The sequence below is a fragment of the Burkholderia sp. BCC0322 genome (assembly GCF_902833045.1).
Classification (GTDB): Bacteria; Pseudomonadota; Gammaproteobacteria; order Burkholderiales; family Burkholderiaceae; genus Burkholderia.
The window spans coordinates 759,975-779,117 of the sequence record NZ_CADFDU010000001.1 but is presented as its reverse complement, the minus strand read 5'-3'; the positions used below and the strand labels follow the sequence as shown (position 1 = coordinate 779,117).

Genomic DNA, 19,143 nt, shown 5'->3' with positions numbered 1-19,143 from the left:
TTGAACCGTCCGGGAGAATTCACCGGGGTTCCAGTCGAAAACTACTCAGCCGGCTTCTCGTACAGGGACCAGACGATCCCGTCTGATTTCAACCCGACGCGAACGAAGCCAAGCGACTCGTAGTAAGCGCAGAGCGTCGCGTTTTCAACCGCGCAATCGAGTCGAACAAAGCGCCGGTTCAAGCTGCTCACCTTGTGAGCGCACCAGTCGAGCATGACGCTGCCGAGCCCCTGCCCGTTGAAACCTTCCCGCACGCACAGCCCGTGCACATAACCGGCGATCGGCTCCTGCGGCCCCCAATGCTTGTCCTCGTCGAAGGCGAGCGAGAACGTTCCGGCCAACGTGCCGTCCAGTTCGACGACATACACGTCCTTTTGGGAGACGTTGTTGCGTACCCACGCCTCGGAAAATCCGTCGCCTTCCTTGCCCCACACATGGTCGCCGTACCTGAGCTTCTTCGTGTGAGCGTCGTTCCGGATCACGGCGAGAATCGATACATCCTCTTCCGTTGCCCGGCGGATGCGTTTCGAAGCCATCGTTCGTATCTCCGTTGAAGCGTGCCGGTAAGAAAATGCCGCTTGTTTCCGACGGGGCGCCTGGACTATTCGCCGTTACGTTCAACGCGAACCGGCAGCGGCGTTCCGTCTTCAAACGAGCCCAGCGATTCCTGCGCCATCAGCACCAGCTTTTCGACCTGTGGAAACGGAAGTCCTGCTTGAAACAACGAAACGGTCAGGGAATTGTCGGCGTCGCACCTGAACACCTCGGCCAGCACATTACCGTCTGCGTCGATCAGCTCGATGCCCAAACCGTCGCGGCGGACATCCGAAGCCACCTGGAACCCATACGTCATCGAATTTCTCCGCTGAAATGTCTACGGCCCATCATCGCCGCTCCTGGCATGATGCAGAATTCGCCGACCCGGGAGCCGCTCGCACGGGACGCGCGACAGAGGGTGAGACTGTTCGCTCGATACACTCGCATCAAGTATTCAAACCCTGCCGAAGGGACTCATAAATCCCCGCGCCCGCATCAACAATGAACAAGAGCGCGATGACGATGCACACAACGCGCCCGATACCACGCAGACGAGTCACACCGACATATAACCCGACAGCACCGACGCAAAGTGCACGGGCCAGTAAATGGACCCCATGAGAATCGCGATGACTGGAAAGGGGATATCGATGGCGATGTCACTCATCCCCAAAGGCTCCGTTGCTCGGGTGCGGCATGTATTCGCTCATCGCTTCGAAGGCATCGGCCGACCGCCGACCATCAACGCGTGACGTCGCAAGCGGCCTCGCCTCCCCATGTTGCTCGACAGGGAATCACCCCTCCGCCTGATGACACACCACCTCGATATTGTGCCCATCCGGCCCGATGACGAACGCCGCGTAGTAGTTCGCGTGGTAATGCGGCCGCAGCCCCGGCGCGCCGTTGTCCTTCCCGCCGGCCGCCAGCGCCGCGCGATAGAACGCCTCGACTTGCTGCCGGTTGTCGGCCACGAACGCGATGTGAAGATGCGCCGGTTTCTCCGTCGTCTGGAACAGGCACAACGAAGGCTTGCCCGGCGGAGAAATCTCGATGCCGTACGAAGGCTCGCCCTCCCCCTGCACCACGACGCCAAGCGGTTCAAGTGCGCTCAGGAAAAACGCCTTGCTGGCTGCAAAGTCGCTCACGCCGAATTTGACATGGTCAAACATGACTCCCCCTCGGATAGATGGGTCTGCCGGCACCCGGATGGAATGTGCAAATCACCGCGATGTTGCCACACGTAGCCGTCGCCGGCACACCCGCTCGCGACCGAACAAAAAAAAGCCCGACACAGTCGGGCCAACGAGCGAGATACAAGGAAAGATCCCGCTCACCCCTCATCGAGCGGTCACACCGTACGACCTGACGTCATCGTGATCCTGGCGATAGCCGACTACCGGGCACGGCATTGCGACCGATCGTCGATCGACAGGCTTGCCTGGAAGGATTCGGAAAGCAGCGGCTACTGCGAAACCGGCGTGCCGGATGACCCGTCCGCCGGCATCGTCGGCAAAGGAATGGCCGCGCTGTTCGCCCCGCCGCCCGACGCGCCGGCTGTATTCGCGGTGCCCGTCTGTCCGCGGCGGCCGCGGTGCGCGCCACGCGCGACCGGCGGCGCGCTCGCGGCGACCGGCGGTAGCGGCGGATGCGCGATGTACTGGAAGTTGTCGTTGATCGCGCTATTGCCCGTGTCGTACGACCGGTGCACGAACACGCTGCTGGTCACCGGTTCGCTGGCTTGCGCGAACGCCGGCGGCACGGCGGACACCGTCACGGCGGCAGCCGCCGCGCTCAACGCGGCGATCCGCACGAGCGAACCGGCATCGCGGACTGTCGGGCGTACTGTCACGTTGCGTTTCCTCCGATGTGCATCCGGCCGGCGATCGTTCGGCCGCCGGTGGCGCCCGCCCGAAAAATTGGCCCGCACCGGAAAGCGCGGGCCCAACCGAGAACACAACAACACCTTGGGGGGGGGTATCAAGGCGAGGCCAGTCTAGCCCGAGCCGCCCGAAAGAAAATTTCAGGCCAAATTACAGCTATTACTCCATATGACGAAGCCTCGGCCGCTGTCGTGTACGGCCAAGTGGTGACGCATCGTCCGTGAGCCCGCGTAACGACTTGGCTCCGCGTGTCGTTCGCCGACGCGCTTCAACCTTCCATTTGCCCTGCATACGCAGTCGCCGTCAAAGCCAGCGGCGTTGCCATTCGCGTAAGCCCCGGATGCCGCACGCACGCCCTGCAGCGGGCCCGATCAACGCGCGCCAGACAGATGCAGCGTGAACCATTCCACCGCCGCCTGGCTGGTTGCATCGAAGTGCTCGATATACGGCGTGAAATGTCCGCCCTGGAGCAAGAGCAAGCGCTTCGGCTCCAGCGCGTTCTCCCATGCCTTGAGGCACAGGTCGGTGGGCGTCAGCAGATCCTGGTCGGCCACGATCATCAGCAACGGCGTGGGCGAAATGCGATCGACATACTGGCCCGGCTCGTTCTCGCGCGACAGCTCGGCGCTGCGCAGCGTCACTTCGTTCTTCCAGTTCGGCGCACACCGCGCCGCCGACTCGGTGAAGAACCGGTACGCATTGCGGATTCAACCGGTCGATGCAACAGATTGATGGAACCGCTGGGCGGGTGTGTCAAAGTTTAGCGTCTTACGCGGACGCTCGTTGAGACGCCTCGCTACAGCGTCGAGTTGGGCTTGGGAATAGGCAGAGAGGTCGGTACCTTTCGGGAAGTACTGCCTCAGCAGTCCGTTCATGTTTTCATTCGAGCCGCGTTGCCACGGATTCTGCGGATCGCAGAAATAGACCTGGATCTTGGTCGCCACGGTAAAGCGTTTGTGATCAGCCATTTCCGTGCCCCTGTCCCAGGTCAGCGATTTATATAGTTCCCGAGGTAACTTGCTGGCGTGTCGTATCAGCGCGTTGACCACAGCCTCGGAATCCTTGCCGGCTACTTTTACCAGCATCACGTATCGACTCTGACGTTCGACAAGAGTCGCAATCTGGCTGGTAGCGTTGCCAAACAGCAAGTCCCCTTCCCAGTGCCCGGGTATCGCGCGATCCTCCGCCGTCGCGGGGCGTTCACTGATCGATACAGCGTCGCGAATGTTCGTGCGGTCTTCGGTTTTCAATGTGTGATGGCGAGACCGGCGCATCGCTCGAGAGCGTCGCAAGTGTTCAAGCAATTCCTTTTTCAGGGCACCGCGAGCTTGGATATAGAGGCTCCGATAGATCGTCTCGTGTGACACCAGATGGTCCTTGTTGACGGCATACGCATGCTTGAGCCAACCAGAAATCTGCTCAGGGGACCACTGCAGCTTCAGCTTTGCAGCGACAACTCGCGCCAGCGTCTGGTTGCTCACTAATTTGCAAATCTTCGGGCGACGTGCCCGATCCCAGGCGAGCTCATCCGCCCGGCTCGCTCGATAACCTTGGCTGCCTCCGTTGCGCTGCAGCTCGCGGCTGATCGTGGAAGGAGCACGTCCCAGCTTGGCCGCGATAGACCGAATCGATAATCCGCTCACCAGGCAGCGAGAGATTTCCTCGCGTTCCGCGAGCGTCAATGTCTGCGGTGCGCGATGTCTTTGCGGTGGCTCGATGCCGCCGGCCTCTGACAGGATCCGCTGTATCGAAGAGTGGCCCCGATCGAACAGTTTGGCAATTTGATGAATCGTTTCACCTTTGCGCCAGCGGTCCCACATGAGTGCTTTCTGACTCTCAGAATAGTAGATCCTCGGCCTCCGCTTCATTTGCAACACCTCCACTGCTTGCGCAGATTCTAGTGTGTTGCATCGACCGGTTGAATCCGCAATCCGCACCGGCCATCGCGCAGGCTGTCGCGGGATCGGCGCTGACTGCCGGCAACATCGCCGGCGGGCCGCCCGCGAATCGCTGCCTGCGATCTTCAGCGAAGCGAGCCAGCATCGCCGGCACCAGATCGGAACGCGTACGGCGCAACGCCGACCGATAGCCGCTGATCGTCGGCACCTGCGACACCACGCATTTGACGCGCCGGTCGATCGCCGCGACTTCGAGCACGTGGCCGCCGCTGTAACTGGTGCCCCAGATGCCGATGCGGGCGGCGTCGACGTCCGGGCGGGTGAGCAGATAGCTGATCGCGTCGCGATAGCCGCGCTTCTGTTGCACGGGGTCGATCTCCTGACGCGGATACCCGTCGCTCGCGCCGAAATTCCGGTGATCGTAGAGCAGCACGCCGAAACCGCTGGCGGCGAACACCTCGGCGTAGCGGTCCAGATATTGTTCCTTCACGCCGGAGAAACCGTGCGCCATCACGATGGCCGGATACGTTGCCGTATCGGCGATGCGCTGCGCCGGTTCGTAGTACCAGCCTCGCAGCGTGGCGGCTTCGGACAGGAATTCGATGTCGTGTCGCGTCATGTCGGCTTACCTCGTTCGGTCAGTGGATTCGATGACCGACACGATAAGCGTGCGCGCCACGCGCTGCGTTTGCCGGAAAGACGTGTGCTACGCGGAATCGGACAGTTTCGCGTAAGCGCTGGGCGTCATGCCGGCAAACCGGCGAAACACGGTCGAGAAGGCACTCGCGGTTTCGTAGCCGAGTTCGGTCGCGACGGCGATCACCGAGCGCCCCGACGCCAGCAGCGGGCGCGCGGCCGAAATCCGGGCCTGCTGGCGCCACTGGCTGAACGACAGCCCGGTTTCGGCAGTGAAAAGCCGGGCCAGTGTCCGGCTCGACGCACCGACTTCATCGGCCCATTCCGCCAGCGTTCGCGGATCGGCCGGATTCGCCAGAATCGCGTCGCAGACGCGGGCAAGACGCCGATCCTGGCCGGACGGCAGCCGCAGGGGCTGCTCGGGGGACCACTCGATTTCGGCCAGCATCAGCTGGATGACGAGATCGTCGCGTCCGTCGGGATGGATCTCGACCGGGAACGACGACGCGCGCACGATCAACTCACGCAGCAGCGGCGACACGTTGACCAGGCGCGGCCGGTTCGGGGTTGCCGATCGGTATGCGCACGGGTCGACGTAGGCGGTGCGCAATTCGAGCGGCCCGTGTGCACGCATCGCGTGCGGCAGGTCGGGCGGAATCCACAGTGCGCGATGCGGCGGGATCATCCAGAGCGACTGGCAGGCAATGACTTCGGCGATGCCCGTCGTGGTGTAGACGAGTTGTGCGCGTCGATGCCGATGCTCCGGGACGACGAAACCGTCGGGGAATGCTTTCGGCATGACGGCGGCGATACCGGGTGCATGCTGGTAGTCGCGCGGGTCGGTGCTCTTCGTCGCGCGTGCGATACCGGCACGCTTCGGCCCTGCCGCCGTGTTTTGCTCGATCGCGTTGCCGTGGCCGCGCCCTTCGACCTTCATCGCTCGTCCTCTCGTTTGTATGGAATCGCCAGGTCATGCGGTCCCGGCGAATCGGACAGATGATACGAGAATGTCGAATCCCGGGGATCGTGGAACGAAGCAGCGAATCGGTCACGAGATCGCGCTGTCGATTCGCTGTACCCCACACTCGATAGGTCGCGTTGAACTTTCGGTCTCGCCGGTTTCAGCGCAGTCCACGCGATCTTGGAAGGTCCATTCCGTGCTGCTATCGTTGTGCACCTTTTGAAGATTTGGGAGCGGGAGATACATGCCCTTGATCTTGCGTCGAGCGATTGCGGCCGATGCCGCGGAGGTAGCCGAAGTCTATCTACGGTCGCGCAACACGCTGGCATCCTACGCGCCGCTCGCGCATTCCGAAGCCGCCGTCCGCGATTGGATTGCCAACATCCTCGTGCCTTCGGGCAACGTTACCGTTGCCGTGAACGATCAGCGCATCGTCGGCATGGCCGCACACGTCGTCGCCAACGGCGTGGCGTGGCTTGACCAGTTGTATGTGTGCCCCGAATTCAAGCGACGCGGGATTGGCTCTTCCCTCCTGGAATCGGTGAAATCGCAGACGGTTGGCAGGCTCCAGCTCCATACGTTCCTGATGAATCGCGATGCTGCCGCGTTTTATGAACGGCACGGGTTCGTTGCGATTGCATACAGCGATGGAAGCAGGAACGAGGAAGGTTGTCCCGATGTTTTGTATTGCTTGATGCGGTAGCGCTCGCTCGCGTGGCTCGCATCATCTGTCTTGTCCGTCGCCGGCAAGATGGAAGGATTGCTCGGAGTCGGAAACGATGAGGGCTTTCGTCGGGAAACGGCCAGGAGCGATCGTTCGCGCAACTCGACGAACTGGGAGGCCCACGCGATGGAACCTATGGACCAATCCGAGTGTGGCTGCACAAAGCCGCCTCGCCGGCCGGCAATTGGTACATCGCAACCGATGAAGTATTTCAAGCGTTCCGTCGTGTACAACGCGAGCACAGTGTCGCAGCCAGAACGCCGACCCACGCGATCGACACGCCGTAGTTGATGCGCTGATACAACCCGAAGGGACCGCCGGTCCCTGCGGCCTGAACCATCAGCGGCAGCGTCGCGAGGCAGATGAGCGTCGTGACGGCCGAAAGCGCACTGAGCCACCCCAGACCGAGCACGCGCTTTCCCAACACCGTCCACAGGACATTGGCCCCGAGCAACGACAGCGCCATGACGAGGCCGGCCAGATTGTGGATCCGTTGGGATGACGAAGCGGCGTCGAGCCGGCAACCGACGTCGCAGCTCCATGTTCCCGTCGCGACATTCGCCAAGCCGTGAACGACCAGCAAGACGGCGCTCGTCCGGGCGAGTCGACTCTCCGGAAAGGTTTGCCATACCGCGCATCCGAAGGCAACAAACCAGAATGCCAAGGGGAAGTTGTTGATCAACGGTGACCACTGATGCGTGGGAGCGCCAACGGCACCGAGCTCGCTCATCGCTTGCGTGATGTGACTGTAGCCAGGGTAGAAGTGCGCGACGAGGGTCACCCCCATCGCCAGCCAGAGCGGTGCCAACATGCCTGAGACATAACCGAAACGGGTCCAGCGGGATTGCAAGCGAACTGCTGTCATTTCAACTCTCGATAAGTCAACGCTCGTGGGACAGGGTGCTCCCTCCCATCGAATCATGGACCGGTGCCGTTCAGGGCCGGTCAGGGAAACTCAAGCCTCGCTTGGCGGCGCAAGGAACTTCGCGTCGATAGCCCACGCCGAAGCCGGCACGTCCAGGTACTCGACATGGATGCTTTCGAGTGTGGATCCGCGGTGCGTCATCATGGCTTGGGTAATCGCATCGGTCACCTCCTGTTTTTTGGAGCGCGTGCGCCCTGACGACATCTCAACGCGAATCACGGGCATCGATGTCTCTCCTTAGCATGGCCGGAATGAAGGGAAATACGGGGGGCGTGCGGCAGTATGCCGTGACCGCGAGACAGCCGGTGTGCCCAGCGCCTGAAGCGCGTCACGCGAGATATCGCGCGCGATGGCGTGTCCGGAAGGCGGCACGCGCAGGCGATGGGTGGGCACCTTGCCGGTGAAGAAGTCGCGACCGTCGAGCAAGCACTCACCACCGAACGAATGCAGCATCATTCCGCCCCGTGCCCGTATCGCGACTGACGCATCCCGCACGTTACGCAATCCGCAGGAACATCCCCGCCTTCTCGGGCAACAGCGACGGTTGAAACCCGTAGCGCGCGTAGAACTTCGGTGTCCCGTGATCCGCCATCAGGCTGACATAGGCGGTCGGCGGCGCATGCTCGTGAATGTAGCCCATGAGTGCTCGCATCATCTGGTCGCCCACGCCTTTCTTCTGGTGAGCCGGCAATACCGCGATATCGACGATTTCGAAGAAGCAGCCGCCGTCGCCGATAACCCGGCCAATTCCGACCGGGACGCCGTCGCAATACGCTACGACACTGAACAGGCCATTCCTCAACCCGATCGTCGCGGCCCGCTCCGACTTTATGCTCAACCCTGCGGCAAGACGAATGTCGATATACGCGGATACCGACGGGACTTCCTGTCGAACGACGTATGCCATGCGAACCCTTCAGGTTAGCCGTACAGGCAGAGGAACCGACCTCGCTGCGCATGCGTACCTCGAACCCGGAACCCGAACGCGCGCATCGGGCAAGACCATGACCATGAGTCCGGCGAGGCGATGGACCGCCGGTGCGGCCACCCACCATCCACTGCCTCGCCAACCCCGCGAACCGCCTCAAAGAATCCGATTCAGCGCATCCGCAAACCGCGCAACCGCCCCATCGACATCATGCAGCTTGTCGAGACCGAACAACCCCAGGCGGAAGGTCTTGAAATCCTCCGGCTCATCACATTGCAACGGAACGCCAGCCGCGATCTGCAAGCCAACGTCGGCAAATTTCTTCCCGGTCCGGATCCCGTCATCGTCCGTATAACTGACCACGACGCCCGGCGCCTCGAACCCTGGCGCCGCGACACTCCGGAAACCCTTTTCAGCCAGCAGCGCGCGGATGCGCTTGCCCAGCTCGAGTTGCTCCTCTTTCACCTTGTCGAAGCCATACGCGTCGGTTTCCTTCATCACGTCGCGCAGCGTCGTGAGGCTGTCCGTCGGCATCGTCGCGTGGTACGCGAACCCGCCGCCCTCATAGGCTTCCATGATCTGCAGCCACTTGCGCAGATCGCACGCGAAGCTGGTGCTGGTCGTGCCATCGATGCGTTCGCGGGCCAGCGCGCTGAGCATCACCATCGCGCAGCACGGCGACGCGCTCCAGCCCTTCTGCGGCGCGCTGATCAGGATATCGACGCCGCTCGCCTGCATGTCGACCCACACCGTGCCGGACGCGATGCAATCCAGCACGAACATCCCGCCGACCGCATGCACGGCATCCGACACCGCGCGCAGATACCCGTCGGGCAGCATCATCCCGGACGCGGTTTCGACGTGCGGCGCAAAGACCAGATCCGGCTTGTGTTCCTTGATCGCGGCAACCACTTCGTCGATCGGGGCCGGCGCATACGCGGCCTGCCGTCCCGCTTCGACCGGGCGCGCCTTCAGCACCGTCGTTTCGGACGGAATGCTGCCCATGTCGAAAATCTGCGACCAGCGGAAGCTGAACCAGCCATTGCGGATGACCAGGCACTTCCTGTTCGTTGCAAACTGCCGCGCGACGGCTTCCATGCCGAACGTCCCGCTGCCGGGAACGATCACGACGGACTTCGCGTTGTAGACTTTTTTCAGCGTGCCGGAGATGTCGCGCATGACGCCCTGAAAGCGCTGCGACATATGGTTGACCGAGCGATCGGTGTACACCACCGAATATTCGAGGAGCCCCTCGCGGTCAACATCGGGAAGTAATCCTGGCATGCTCGCCTCCGGTGAAAGATGAACGATGGAATCTGGGCAAGCAGTGTCCGTCATGCGATACCGCGCTGCACCCATGCAATTGCGTTATTTTCTCGACGAAAGCAGATTCTAACGAACACCGCGCACCGCTTGGCGCATATTTTGTCGGCCGCCCGGCGCATGCCCGACGTGGGCGCCCCCCGGCTGAACCGCCCGCCCCGTGGCCGTCCACGCCGACCGTTGCAGCGCACGAAGCCCTCGAAGCCCTGTTCCATGTATGGACAAATGGCACTTCCGCCGGGTGCCGCCTACCATGTCGACTCCCCCCTTCACGACAGAGTCTTCGATGATCCCCAACCGAGCATCATCACGGCAGCCGTCGGCCGATCCCGCGCTCGCCGAACGCGTCGATGCGGTGCTGTCCCGCCAACTCGAAACGCAACGCCTCGTCGGCGTGGTCGTCCTGGTCGCACGCGACGGCGAACTCGTCTATCGCCGCGCAGCCGGGTTCGCCGACCGCGAAGCGCGCACGCCGATGCAGGAGGACACGCTGTTCAGGCTCGCGTCGGTGACGAAGCCGATCGTCTCGGCGGCCGCCATGGCGCTCGTTGCACAGCACAAGCTGTCGCTCGACGACGACGTCACGCGCTGGCTGCCCGAGTTCCGTCCGGCACTGCGTGACGGCAGCGTGCCGGTGATCAGGGTGCGTCATCTGCTCACGCATACCGCCGGCCTCGGCTATCGCTACGCGGAAGCCGACGCGATGTGCGCGTATGCACGAGCGGACGTCTCCGACGGGCTCGATGGCGCATCGATCACGCTCGCCGAAAACATGCGCAGGATCGCAAGCGTGCCGTTGCAGTACGCACCCGGCACCGGCTGGAACTATTCGATCTCCATCGACGTGGTCGGCGCTGTCATCGAGGCCGTCAGCGGGCTGCCGCTCGCCGATGCAATCGATGCGCTTGTGCTCCGCCCGCTCGGTATTCGCGACACGGGATTCGTCGCACGCGACGCCGCGCGGCTCGCGACGCCCTACGTCAATGACACGCCGCAGCCGCACCGGCTCGCCGAGGGCGAAACCGTGCCCATCTTCGAAGGAACCGTCGGCGTGACGTACTCGCCGTCGCGCGCGCTCGACCCGGGAGCATTCGCATCGGGCGGCGCCGGAATGGTCGGCACCGCCGGCGACGTGCTGAATGTGCTCGACACGCTGCGGGCGGGCGGCGGCACGCTGCTGCCGGCCGACCTGGTCGACGAGATGGGGCGTGTCCACACCGGCAACCTCGCGTTGCCCGACCTGCCCGGCGCGGGTTTCGGGATCGGGTTTTCCGTGTTGCGCGACCCGCAAGCGGCCGCGTCGCCGGAGTCCGTGGGCACCTGGCGCTGGGGCGGCGTCTATGGCCATTCGTGGTTCGTCGATCGCGCCCGCGGGCTCACCGTCGTGTCGCTGTCGAACACGCTCTACGAAGGAATGAACGGCCAGTACACGCTCGATCTGCGCGACGCGGTCTACGGCGCAGGCTGACACGCGCAATGACGTGCACAACAAAAAAGGCCCGACACGGTCGGGCCAATGAGTCGAGACACAAGGAGAATCCCGCCCACCACACCGGGCGGATTACGCCGCGCTACACGACGTTCTTTTCGACGATCGGCCGGTTTTCCAGCACGCGCGACCAGCCGAGCGTCGACAGGTCGAGCGTGTCGTAACGCCCGCCCAGAATGAGTTCACTGACGCCGCGCCCCGTCGCCGGCCCTTGCTGCAGCCCGTGGCCGCTGTAGCCGTTCGCGAACACGACGTTGTCGAGTTCCGGGTGATACCCGATGATCGCGTTGTGGTCGAACACGTTGTACTCGTAGTACCCGGACCAGCAGTTCTCCACGCGCAATGCCTCGAACTCCGGCACGCGATTCGCGAGCGTCGGCCAGATCACCTCGTCGAACAGGTCGTGATCGACTTCGTCGAGCGGCAGGTCGTCCGGGTCGCGATCCGGGCTCGGCGACGTCCCGCAGATATACGTGCGCCCTTCCGGCCGGAAATACACGCCGGTCGGATCGATCAGCAGCGGGCAATCCGTGAGCTTCGCCGGCGACGACACGTTGAAGATGCTGCGGCGCCGCGCATACACGGGAATGTCGATGCCCATCATCGACGACAGCGTGCGCGTCCACGCACCGGCCGCGTTGACCAGCGTGTCGCACGCATAACGCTCGCCGTCGCCCGTCACGACCTGCGTGATCCTGCGTCCGTCGCGCTCGACCGACTTCACGTCGGCCGCCACGTAACGCGCGCCGAGCGCCTGCGCCTTCTTGCGCAGCGCCTGCACGAGCCCGTAGCCGTCGAACCAGCCTTCGCCGCTCACGCCATACGCGCCGGACACGAGATCGTCGACGTTCAGCCACGGAAACTTCGCGCGCAGCGCATCGCGATCCATCAGCCGGATGTCCGCGCCGAGGCTCGTCTGCAACGCATGGTTCTCGCGCAGCGTCGCATCGCCGGCCGGCGTCGCGAGGAACAGGTAGCCGCCTTCGTGCAGGTCGATCGACGGCCGGTGGCCGTCCACTTCGAGCCGTTCGCCGATCGTGCGCAGGAAGTCGATGCCGAACAGCGACATCTCGATCGACAGCGGCGTCGAGAACTGCTGGCGAATCGACGCGGCCGACAAGGCCGACGACGATCGCGCATAGGTGGGGTCGCGCTCGATGACGGTCACGGAAACCGTGGGATCGGTGGCGCGCAGGAAATAGGCGATCGAGCTGCCGATCACACCACCGCCGACGATGACGACTTGAGAACTCACGACTGACTCCAGTTGCACATGTTGGGCGCGGCCAGCCGGCCGCGCCCGTGGGTTGTTCGTGCCGCGTCACGCGCGGCGTCGCGCGGGCAGGCTCGTGCGGCTGCAACACCGGCGTGCGCCGCGAGCGCAACCGGTCGCCGATGGCATTTCAGCACGTCCGGCATCGCCGCGAAAGTCCGCGCGCGTGGTGCGTTCAATCCGCCGATTTCGTCGTGACGGGCTGCCACGCGGCGTTCTTCACCTCATACAGCGTCGAGCTCGGGTTCTTCAGGTCGCCCGTGTTCGTGAACGCGATCGTGCCCGTGATGCCGTCGTAGCGCGTGCCCTTCAGCGCGCCGTTGAAATCGGCCGGCTTCGTCGAGTTCGCCTTCTGCATCGCATTGATCGCGATCCACGTCGCGTCGTACGCGAACGGCGCATACGCGAGCATGTCGATGCCGTACTTCTGCTTGAATTTCGTTTCGAACTGCTTGCCCTTCGCGAGGCGCGACAGCGGCTGCCCGTATTCCCACACGGACGCACCTTCCGCCGCATTGCCGGCCAGCTTGATGAAGTTCGCGTTCATCACGCCGCCGCCCGCGAGGAACTGCGCGCGGATGCCGAGCTGGCGCATGCGCTTCACGAGCATCGCGGCCTGTGCGTCAAGCCCGCCGAAGAACACGAGATCGGCCTGGGTGCTCTTGATCTTCGTGAGCTGCGCGCTGAAGTCCACCGCCTTGTCGTTCGTGAATTCGCGCGCGACGATCGTGCCGCCGTTCGCCTTCACGGCCTTCTCGAATTCGTCGGCTTCGCCCTGGCCGAACGCGGTGCGGTCGTCGATGATCGCGATGCGCTTCGCCCGGGTCACGCTCGCCGCATAGGCGCCTGCGTTGCCGGCGTTCTGCGTGTCGGTTGCGATCACGCGATACACGGTGCCGAGACCGGCGCGCGTGATGTCGGGATTGGTCGCCGACGGCGTGATCATCGGAATGCCGGCCTTTGCGTAGATCTTCGATGCGGGCAGCGTCGTGCCCGAATTGAAGTGGCCGATCACGACGGCCACCTGCGCGTCCGCGAGCTGCTGCGCGGCCTGCACGCCGGTGCGCGGATCGCTCTGGTCGTCCTGCGACGCGACGACGAACTTCACGGGCTTGCCGCCCACCGTCGTATGCGCGGCATTCGCTTCGTCGACGGCCATGCGCACGCCGTTCTCGATGTCCTTGCCGTACGCGGCGCCACCGCCCGTCAATGGGCCGGCCACGCCGACCTTGACGACCGTCTCCTGCGCATGAACCGCGCCGGTCTGGAGCGCGAGGATCGCGGCGGTCAATGCGACGCCGGAAAGCGAACGAATGCGGAACGTCATGACAATCCTTGTTCTGGGGGCCGGGATGCAACGCGCGACCGCCGCGCGTCGGCAACCTCCCGCGTGCCGGTCATTTCGTCCGCCGCCGGGGCGTCATGCCATGCCCGCAAACCGGCCGGTCGATCGCCGCGGCTCCGTCTCCGAAGAGCCTTTCATCGCGAAAGAGGTGAATGGATTGTGGATAGCCAATACCCGTGCAGCAAACGAAAATTCGGAACTATGTTGTGAGGATTTGTCATCAAGTTCCGCGTTTGCGGCTGGCCCACGGCCCGCGCAACGGGGGCCGGGGGTCGACAGTTGCCGTGGGACGCCGCGCCGGTGCCCGTCCATCAAGGCCGGCGGTGGTCATGCCGGTGGCTCATCACCGTTGCGATGACGGCCCGGCCGGCCAGCGCGACGCCCGCGGCGCCGCGTCATCGGTCAGTGCCGATCGGTGCTCGTCTGCTTGCGCACCGCATCGGCCGCCTCGCCGGCCTGCTCCTGAATCCTGCCGGCCTGCTGTTCGGCGACGCCTTCCGCTTCCGTCTTGCGGTCGCCCGTCACCTTGCCGAGCGCTTCCTTGACCGAACCCTTGACCTGCTTGAGCCTGCCTTCGATGCGATTCCTGTCCATGGTCGTCTCCTGCGATGGTTGGGGAGAACCGGCGATGTGACGCCAGCGCCGCACCGCCGAATGGACAGGATCGCAAGCGGGCGCCGCGCGCGGCAGATGCGGATGCACCAGCGCACATGGTGCATTCGTACCGACGGCGTCAGTCCTTCCCCTTCGCGCCGCCCTTCTCGCCGCCCTTTTCGCCCCCCTTCTCGCCGCGCGCGCCATTCGCGTCGGCCGCGCCGACGATCCCGCGTTCGCGCGCCCACACGATCGCCTCGCCGCGGCTGTGCACGTCGAGCTTCGCGTAGATCGTCGCGACGTGATTGCGCACGGTGTTCGGCGCGAGCCCGAGGCGGCCGGCGATTTCCTTGTCGGCCAGGCCGTGGCACAGCAGGTCGAACACGTCGCGCTCGCGCGCGGTCAGGTCCGACAGCTGGGCGCCCGCATCCGGCGCATTCGCGCGCCGCACGTTCGCGAGCTTCTCGATCAGCGTGCGGCTGAACCATGACGCATCCTGCATCGCCGTTTCGATCGCGTAGACGAGCTCCATCTCCGTGCGCTTGCGATCGCTGATGTCGAGCAGCGCGACGAGCAGGCAGTCGCGCCCGTGTATCGCGACCGGGTCGGCCGACACGACGCAATCGCGCACATCGCCTTCGCGCGTGCGAATCTGCACGTCGGCGTTGCGCACGTTGCCGTCGCGCGCGAGCCGGCCTTCGATGCGCTGCCACGCGCCGCGTTCGGCCCACAGCCCGATCTCGTCCGCGGATTTACCGAGCAGGTCGTCCTGCGCATGGCCCGTCATCGTGGCGAACGCGTCGTTCACGTCGAGCAATTCGAAGCGCTCGGCCGTGACGATCGCGGTGGCGACCGGCGCCATCCGGAACGCCGTCGCGAAGCGTTCCTCGCTCTGCCGCAGCGCGCGCTCGGCCTGCTTGCGCGGCTCGAGATCCATGAACGTGAACAGCATGCAGGCCTCGTCGTTCATGTCGATCGGCTGCCCGGCGACGACCACGGCCTTCGCGCTGCCGTCCGCGAGCTTCAGCACGGCCTCCATCTGCGGAATCGTCGCGCCTTCGCCAAGCCGCTCGATCGCGAGTTCGCGCCGCTCGGCCTGTTCGAGCACGTCGACCTCGTACACCGAGCGGCCGAGCACGTCGTCGCGCGCATAGCCGGTCATGTCGAGAAAGCCCTGGTTGACCTTCACGTAGCGCAGGTCGGCGAGCCGGCAGATCACCGCCGGCGCCGGGTTCGCGTTGAAGGTGCGCTCGAAGCGCTCCTCGGCACTCGCCCATTCCGTCGCGTCGTGCAGCACGAGCGCGAGGCAGTCGGGTTCGCCGGCCGCGTTCGTCAGCACGAGACTGCGGATGCGGTGGACCCAGCTCACGGTCTCGTCGGCGGCCGATTCGACTTCGACCGTCACGTCGCTGAACTCCTCGCCCGCGATCACGCGATCCATCGGATAGTGGCCGTCGCGCACCGGGTGGTTGTTCCGGTAGCGCAGCCGGAAGCGCTCGCGGTAATCGGTGACGGTCGCGCCGAGCGCCTTCAGCTCGGTCACGCCATGCATCGCGAGCGCGGCTTCGTTCGCCCAGACGATCCGCTGGTCGGGCTCGATCAGGATCACGCCCTCGGTGAGCCCCGAGATGATCTGGTGCAGCTGGCGCCGGTCGGTATGTGACTTCAGCGCCTGTTCGTTTACCTGTTCGTTCATCGAATGGTTGTCCCTGTCGTCTGCATGACCGCCGGCCCGGTTGCCGCTGCGCCGACACGCGCCGGCCGGCGCGTGTGGCGATGATCGCGTGCCGCACCGGTGCGCGACAGATGTGAATGCACTATCCGCCATAGTACATTCGCGCCGCGCGCCGCCTCCGTGCGGTACCTCGCCGATCCCGAAAACATCCGCCGCACCGGCTTCCCGCGCGCCCCCGCCACCACGCGCACCGCCTCCCCGTGACGACACCCCGTGCAAACGCACTAGCCGATCAGGTGAATTTGCGCGATGTCGGCGCGCGTTCGCATCGGTACGCTGGTACTGCATCGGCGCTCATGCGCTGCCTTTCCGAACCGTAGAGGAGAAGCATGATGAAGCTGCATCAGACACCCGATCCGACGCGGCCCGAACCGCCTCCGGACAGCCCGCCCGAACCGCCGCCCGGCACCGATCCGCCGGTTCCGCTGCCGCCCGACGTGCCGCGCCCGGACCTCCCGCCGCGCGAGCCCGGCTACGACACGCCGATCGCCCGGTGACGGACGACCCGGCTCGCACTCGCTGATTTGACACGCTTATCCCGAAGGAGGACCCATCCATGAACAAGACCCGCCACCTTTCGACGCTGCTCGCCGTCAGCGGGGCTTTCCTGCTCGGCGCCGCGCCGCTCACGAACGCGGTTGCGCAGGACGCATCGACCGACAACGGCATGAAGGCCGAATCGAACCAGCCCGTCACCGACACGTGGATCACGACCAAGGTGAAGAGCCGGCTGGCCACCGTCGACGGCCTGAAGAGCGTCGACATCAGCGTGACGACGGTCGACGGCGTCGTCACGCTGACCGGCGTGCTGCCGACCAAGATCGCCGTGAAGAAGGCGATCGCCGTGTCGCGCGCGGTCAAGGGCGTGAAGCACGTCGACGCATCCGGCCTGAAGGCAAAGGCCTGACCTCCCGGCGCGGCACGCCGCCGCGCCTTTTATCCCTGCATGACAAGGAGCACACGATGAACGAGGACAAGATCAAGGGCCAGTGGAAGCAACTCTCCGGCAAGCTGAAGGCCAAGTGGGGCAAGCTGACCGACGACGACCTGGCCGTCGCGGATGGCAATCGCGAGTATCTGGCCGGCAAGATCCAGGAGCGTTACGGGATCGCCCGCGACGCGGCCGAGAAGCAGCTGAAGGAATTCGACCGCGAGCTGTAACGCGACAACGCAACCACCGCGGCGCCCACGGCGTCGCGGCCACCAGGACAACGACATGGGCAAATACCTGATCGCCTGGCTGCTCGGCGTACCGGTCGGGCTGCTGGTGCTGTTCTATCTGATCACGCACATCTTCTGACGGCGCGGCGCCGGCGCGCGCCGCCCGTATTCCACGGCATACTACGGCGACCGCCACGACGCCCGCGCGCCATCCGCCATGCCCCAGCCGCCCCTGCAGGACACCAACCATCCCGACTACGCGATCGCCGGCGACACCGTGATCCGCCGCCCGGACGGCCTGCCGCTGTGGGGCAAGGACGGCAAGCCGCTGCCGATCGAACGGCCGCACGCGTTCCGCTGCATCGGCGGCCGCTGGTTCACCGACGGCGTACACGTGATCGTGCAAGGGCAACTCGGCAGCGCGATGGTGAGGCTGTATTACTACCGGATCGAGGATGCCGATCTCGAGACCTTCGAGATCCTGAACCAGCGCTACGCACGCGATGCGCGGCAGGCGTACTACATCACCGGCAGGACGATCCGCACGCGCAGCCCGCACGCATTCCGGCCGCTCGTCTACGAAACCTGGAGCCGGCCGACCGACGGCCGCGGCGTGACGTTCGAGCGGTGCGAGCACGAGTACATCGCGATCGACGACGAATCGATCTACATGAACGGCCGCCGCATCAACGGCTCGCATGGCGCGAGCGCGATCGGCTTCCCTGGCGGCTACTTCGCCGATGCCGATCGCGTGTACTACTACGGCCGGCCGAAGGACATCGATCGCGCGAGCTTCCTGTGCGGGCCCGACGAGGCCGGCACCCTGCGATGCACCGACCGGGCCGGCCCGATCGAATCCGGCGAGCGGCAGACGGTGCAGGAGACGCGCATGTTCGACGACTGGCGCGGCTTCTTCACGATGCGCCCCGAACTGCGGGACTACTGGTGGCATCGGCAGCAACAGCCGGCGGCCGACACGACGGTGCGATTCGGGGACGCGACGCTGACCGGCTTCGATCCCGCGACCTTCGCCGCGCGCGAGACGCTGTTCGATTTCGGTGCGATCGAGTGGCTGTGCGGCGACGCACACGGCATTCACTGGGCATACCGGACCTCTGCCGAGATGCCGATCGAGCTGACCCGTTTCTCCGACCAGCCGATCGATGCGCTGCGCGTGCTCGGCCCGCACTATTTCACCGATGGCGTCACGGTGTTCTACGCGTTCACGCCCTCCCAGCCGCAGCCGCTGCGCGGCGCCGATCCGGCCGCGTTCCGCGTGCTGTCGGGCGGCTGGGCGCGCGACGCGACGCGGGCGTTTCATCTCGGCGTCGTCAAGAAAGGCATCGATCCGGATCGGCTGCAGGTCGAAGGCAGCTATGCGTGGGACGGCGAGCGCCTGTTCTGCGACGGCAAGCCGCTGCAGGTCGACGTGCCGGCCAGCGCGCTCCAGGTGCTGCACCCGACCTTCCTGCGCGCTGGCGACAAGCTGTTCTTCGGCCGCCGGCCGGTTTCGACGAAGCGCGTGCACCTGCCGACGCTCGAATTCCTCGACGACGATTTCGCGCGCGACAGCAAGCATGCGTATATCGTCGGCTACGTGAGCCTCGTTGAAATCGACGGCGCCGATCCGGCCACGTTCCGCGTCGTCGAACCGGGGACCGCGGAGGACAGCGCCCGTCGCTACGACGCGCGGACCTTGCGCGACGCAACGGCGCCGCGCGACTGACGCACGCC

At 64.8% G+C, this 19,143-nt stretch carries 22 protein-coding genes; 6 read left to right on the top strand and 16 right to left on the bottom strand.

The window, feature by feature from the left end:
• Positions 1-41: 41 nt before the first annotated feature.
• From HWX39_RS03665 to HWX39_RS03625, 8 genes are all read right to left on the bottom strand, one after another.
• Positions 42-536, bottom strand: a complete 495-nt coding sequence (locus HWX39_RS03665; RefSeq protein ID WP_175965603.1) for a GNAT family N-acetyltransferase — start codon at positions 534-536, stop codon at positions 42-44.
• 65 nt (positions 537-601) lie between these two features.
• Positions 602-853 (bottom strand): hypothetical protein, encoded by a 252-nt coding sequence (locus tag HWX39_RS03660; protein WP_175965602.1) that lies wholly within the window; start codon positions 851-853, stop codon positions 602-604.
• A gap of 478 nt (positions 854-1,331) precedes the next feature.
• Positions 1,332-1,706, bottom strand: a complete 375-nt coding sequence (locus tag HWX39_RS03650) for a VOC family protein (protein ID WP_175965601.1) — start codon at positions 1,704-1,706, stop codon at positions 1,332-1,334.
• A 293-nt stretch (positions 1,707-1,999) separates the two neighbouring features.
• Entirely contained in the window at positions 2,000-2,386 is a 387-nt protein-coding gene (locus HWX39_RS03645; RefSeq protein WP_175965600.1) for a hypothetical protein, read from the bottom strand.
• A gap of 402 nt (positions 2,387-2,788) precedes the next feature.
• Positions 2,789-3,058, bottom strand: a complete 270-nt coding sequence (locus HWX39_RS03640) for a hypothetical protein (protein ID WP_244134893.1) — start codon at positions 3,056-3,058, stop codon at positions 2,789-2,791.
• 66 nt (positions 3,059-3,124) lie between these two features.
• A complete protein-coding gene (locus tag HWX39_RS03635; RefSeq protein WP_175965599.1) occupies positions 3,125-4,285 on the bottom strand; it encodes an IS30 family transposase in 1,161 nt (386 codons plus the stop codon).
• The gene (locus HWX39_RS03630) at positions 4,254-4,934 is read right to left on the bottom strand and encodes an alpha/beta fold hydrolase (RefSeq protein ID WP_279613059.1); all 681 of its coding nucleotides are present in this window, start codon (positions 4,932-4,934) and stop codon (positions 4,254-4,256) included. The genes HWX39_RS03635 and HWX39_RS03630 overlap by 32 nt, the downstream gene beginning before the upstream one ends.
• Positions 4,935-5,021: 87 nt before the next feature.
• On the bottom strand, positions 5,022-5,888 hold the full coding sequence (locus HWX39_RS03625) for a helix-turn-helix transcriptional regulator (RefSeq protein WP_175965598.1): 867 nt from the start codon (positions 5,886-5,888) through the stop codon (positions 5,022-5,024).
• Positions 5,889-6,156: 268 nt separating this feature from the next.
• Here HWX39_RS03625 and HWX39_RS03620 point away from each other — a divergent pair, with 268 nt between their 5' ends.
• Complete coding sequence (locus HWX39_RS03620) at positions 6,157-6,615, top strand: GNAT family N-acetyltransferase (protein ID WP_175965597.1); 459 nt, start codon at positions 6,157-6,159, stop codon at positions 6,613-6,615.
• Between the two features lie 232 nt (positions 6,616-6,847).
• Here the strand turns inward: HWX39_RS03620 and HWX39_RS03615 are convergent, their stop codons facing one another.
• The 4 genes from HWX39_RS03615 to HWX39_RS03600 form a co-directional block, all read right to left on the bottom strand.
• A complete protein-coding gene (locus HWX39_RS03615; protein ID WP_175965596.1) occupies positions 6,848-7,501 on the bottom strand; it encodes a DUF998 domain-containing protein in 654 nt (217 codons plus the stop codon).
• Positions 7,502-7,591: 90 nt separating this feature from the next.
• Positions 7,592-7,786 (bottom strand): tautomerase family protein, encoded by a 195-nt coding sequence (locus HWX39_RS03610; RefSeq protein ID WP_175965595.1) that lies wholly within the window; start codon positions 7,784-7,786, stop codon positions 7,592-7,594.
• 271 nt (positions 7,787-8,057) lie between these two features.
• A complete protein-coding gene (locus HWX39_RS03605; RefSeq protein ID WP_175965594.1) occupies positions 8,058-8,468 on the bottom strand; it encodes a GNAT family N-acetyltransferase in 411 nt (136 codons plus the stop codon).
• 177 nt (positions 8,469-8,645) lie between these two features.
• Positions 8,646-9,773 carry an aminotransferase class V-fold PLP-dependent enzyme gene (locus HWX39_RS03600; RefSeq protein ID WP_175966074.1) on the bottom strand — a complete coding sequence of 376 codons (1,128 nt, stop codon included), beginning with the start codon at positions 9,771-9,773 and terminating at the stop codon, positions 8,646-8,648.
• 325 nt (positions 9,774-10,098) lie between these two features.
• On the opposite strand from HWX39_RS03600, the gene HWX39_RS03595 reads away from it, so the two are divergent.
• Positions 10,099-11,280 (top strand): serine hydrolase domain-containing protein, encoded by a 1,182-nt coding sequence (locus tag HWX39_RS03595; RefSeq protein ID WP_175965593.1) that lies wholly within the window; start codon positions 10,099-10,101, stop codon positions 11,278-11,280.
• Between the two features lie 103 nt (positions 11,281-11,383).
• On the opposite strand, the gene HWX39_RS03590 is transcribed toward HWX39_RS03595, so the two are convergent.
• From HWX39_RS03590 to HWX39_RS03575, 4 genes are all read right to left on the bottom strand, one after another.
• Entirely contained in the window at positions 11,384-12,556 is a 1,173-nt protein-coding gene (locus HWX39_RS03590; protein ID WP_175965592.1) for an FAD-binding oxidoreductase, read from the bottom strand.
• Positions 12,557-12,749: 193 nt separating this feature from the next.
• Complete coding sequence (locus tag HWX39_RS03585) at positions 12,750-13,901, bottom strand: branched-chain amino acid ABC transporter substrate-binding protein (protein ID WP_175965591.1); 1,152 nt, start codon at positions 13,899-13,901, stop codon at positions 12,750-12,752.
• Positions 13,902-14,321: 420 nt separating this feature from the next.
• Positions 14,322-14,513 (bottom strand): CsbD family protein, encoded by a 192-nt coding sequence (locus tag HWX39_RS03580; RefSeq protein ID WP_175965590.1) that lies wholly within the window; start codon positions 14,511-14,513, stop codon positions 14,322-14,324.
• A gap of 139 nt (positions 14,514-14,652) precedes the next feature.
• Positions 14,653-16,209, bottom strand: coding sequence for a helix-turn-helix transcriptional regulator (locus HWX39_RS03575; RefSeq protein ID WP_175965589.1), 1,557 nt, complete (start codon positions 16,207-16,209; stop codon positions 14,653-14,655).
• A 368-nt stretch (positions 16,210-16,577) separates the two neighbouring features.
• On the opposite strand from HWX39_RS03575, the gene HWX39_RS36070 reads away from it, so the two are divergent.
• The 4 genes from HWX39_RS36070 to HWX39_RS03555 all read left to right on the top strand — a co-directional run bounded on the left by HWX39_RS36070 (position 16,578) and on the right by HWX39_RS03555 (position 19,135).
• The gene (locus HWX39_RS36070; RefSeq protein ID WP_244134891.1) at positions 16,578-16,745 is read left to right on the top strand and encodes a hypothetical protein; all 168 of its coding nucleotides are present in this window, start codon (positions 16,578-16,580) and stop codon (positions 16,743-16,745) included.
• Positions 16,746-16,804: 59 nt separating this feature from the next.
• Positions 16,805-17,155 carry a BON domain-containing protein gene (locus HWX39_RS03565; RefSeq protein ID WP_175965588.1) on the top strand — a complete coding sequence of 117 codons (351 nt, stop codon included), beginning with the start codon at positions 16,805-16,807 and terminating at the stop codon, positions 17,153-17,155.
• Positions 17,156-17,211: 56 nt separating this feature from the next.
• Positions 17,212-17,409 carry a CsbD family protein gene (locus HWX39_RS03560; RefSeq protein WP_175864337.1) on the top strand — a complete coding sequence of 66 codons (198 nt, stop codon included), beginning with the start codon at positions 17,212-17,214 and terminating at the stop codon, positions 17,407-17,409.
• A gap of 217 nt (positions 17,410-17,626) precedes the next feature.
• Positions 17,627-19,135: a DKNYY domain-containing protein gene (locus HWX39_RS03555; protein WP_175965587.1), complete on the top strand. Its 1,509-nt coding sequence runs from the start codon at positions 17,627-17,629 to the stop codon at positions 19,133-19,135.
• Positions 19,136-19,143: the final 8 nt, after the last annotated feature.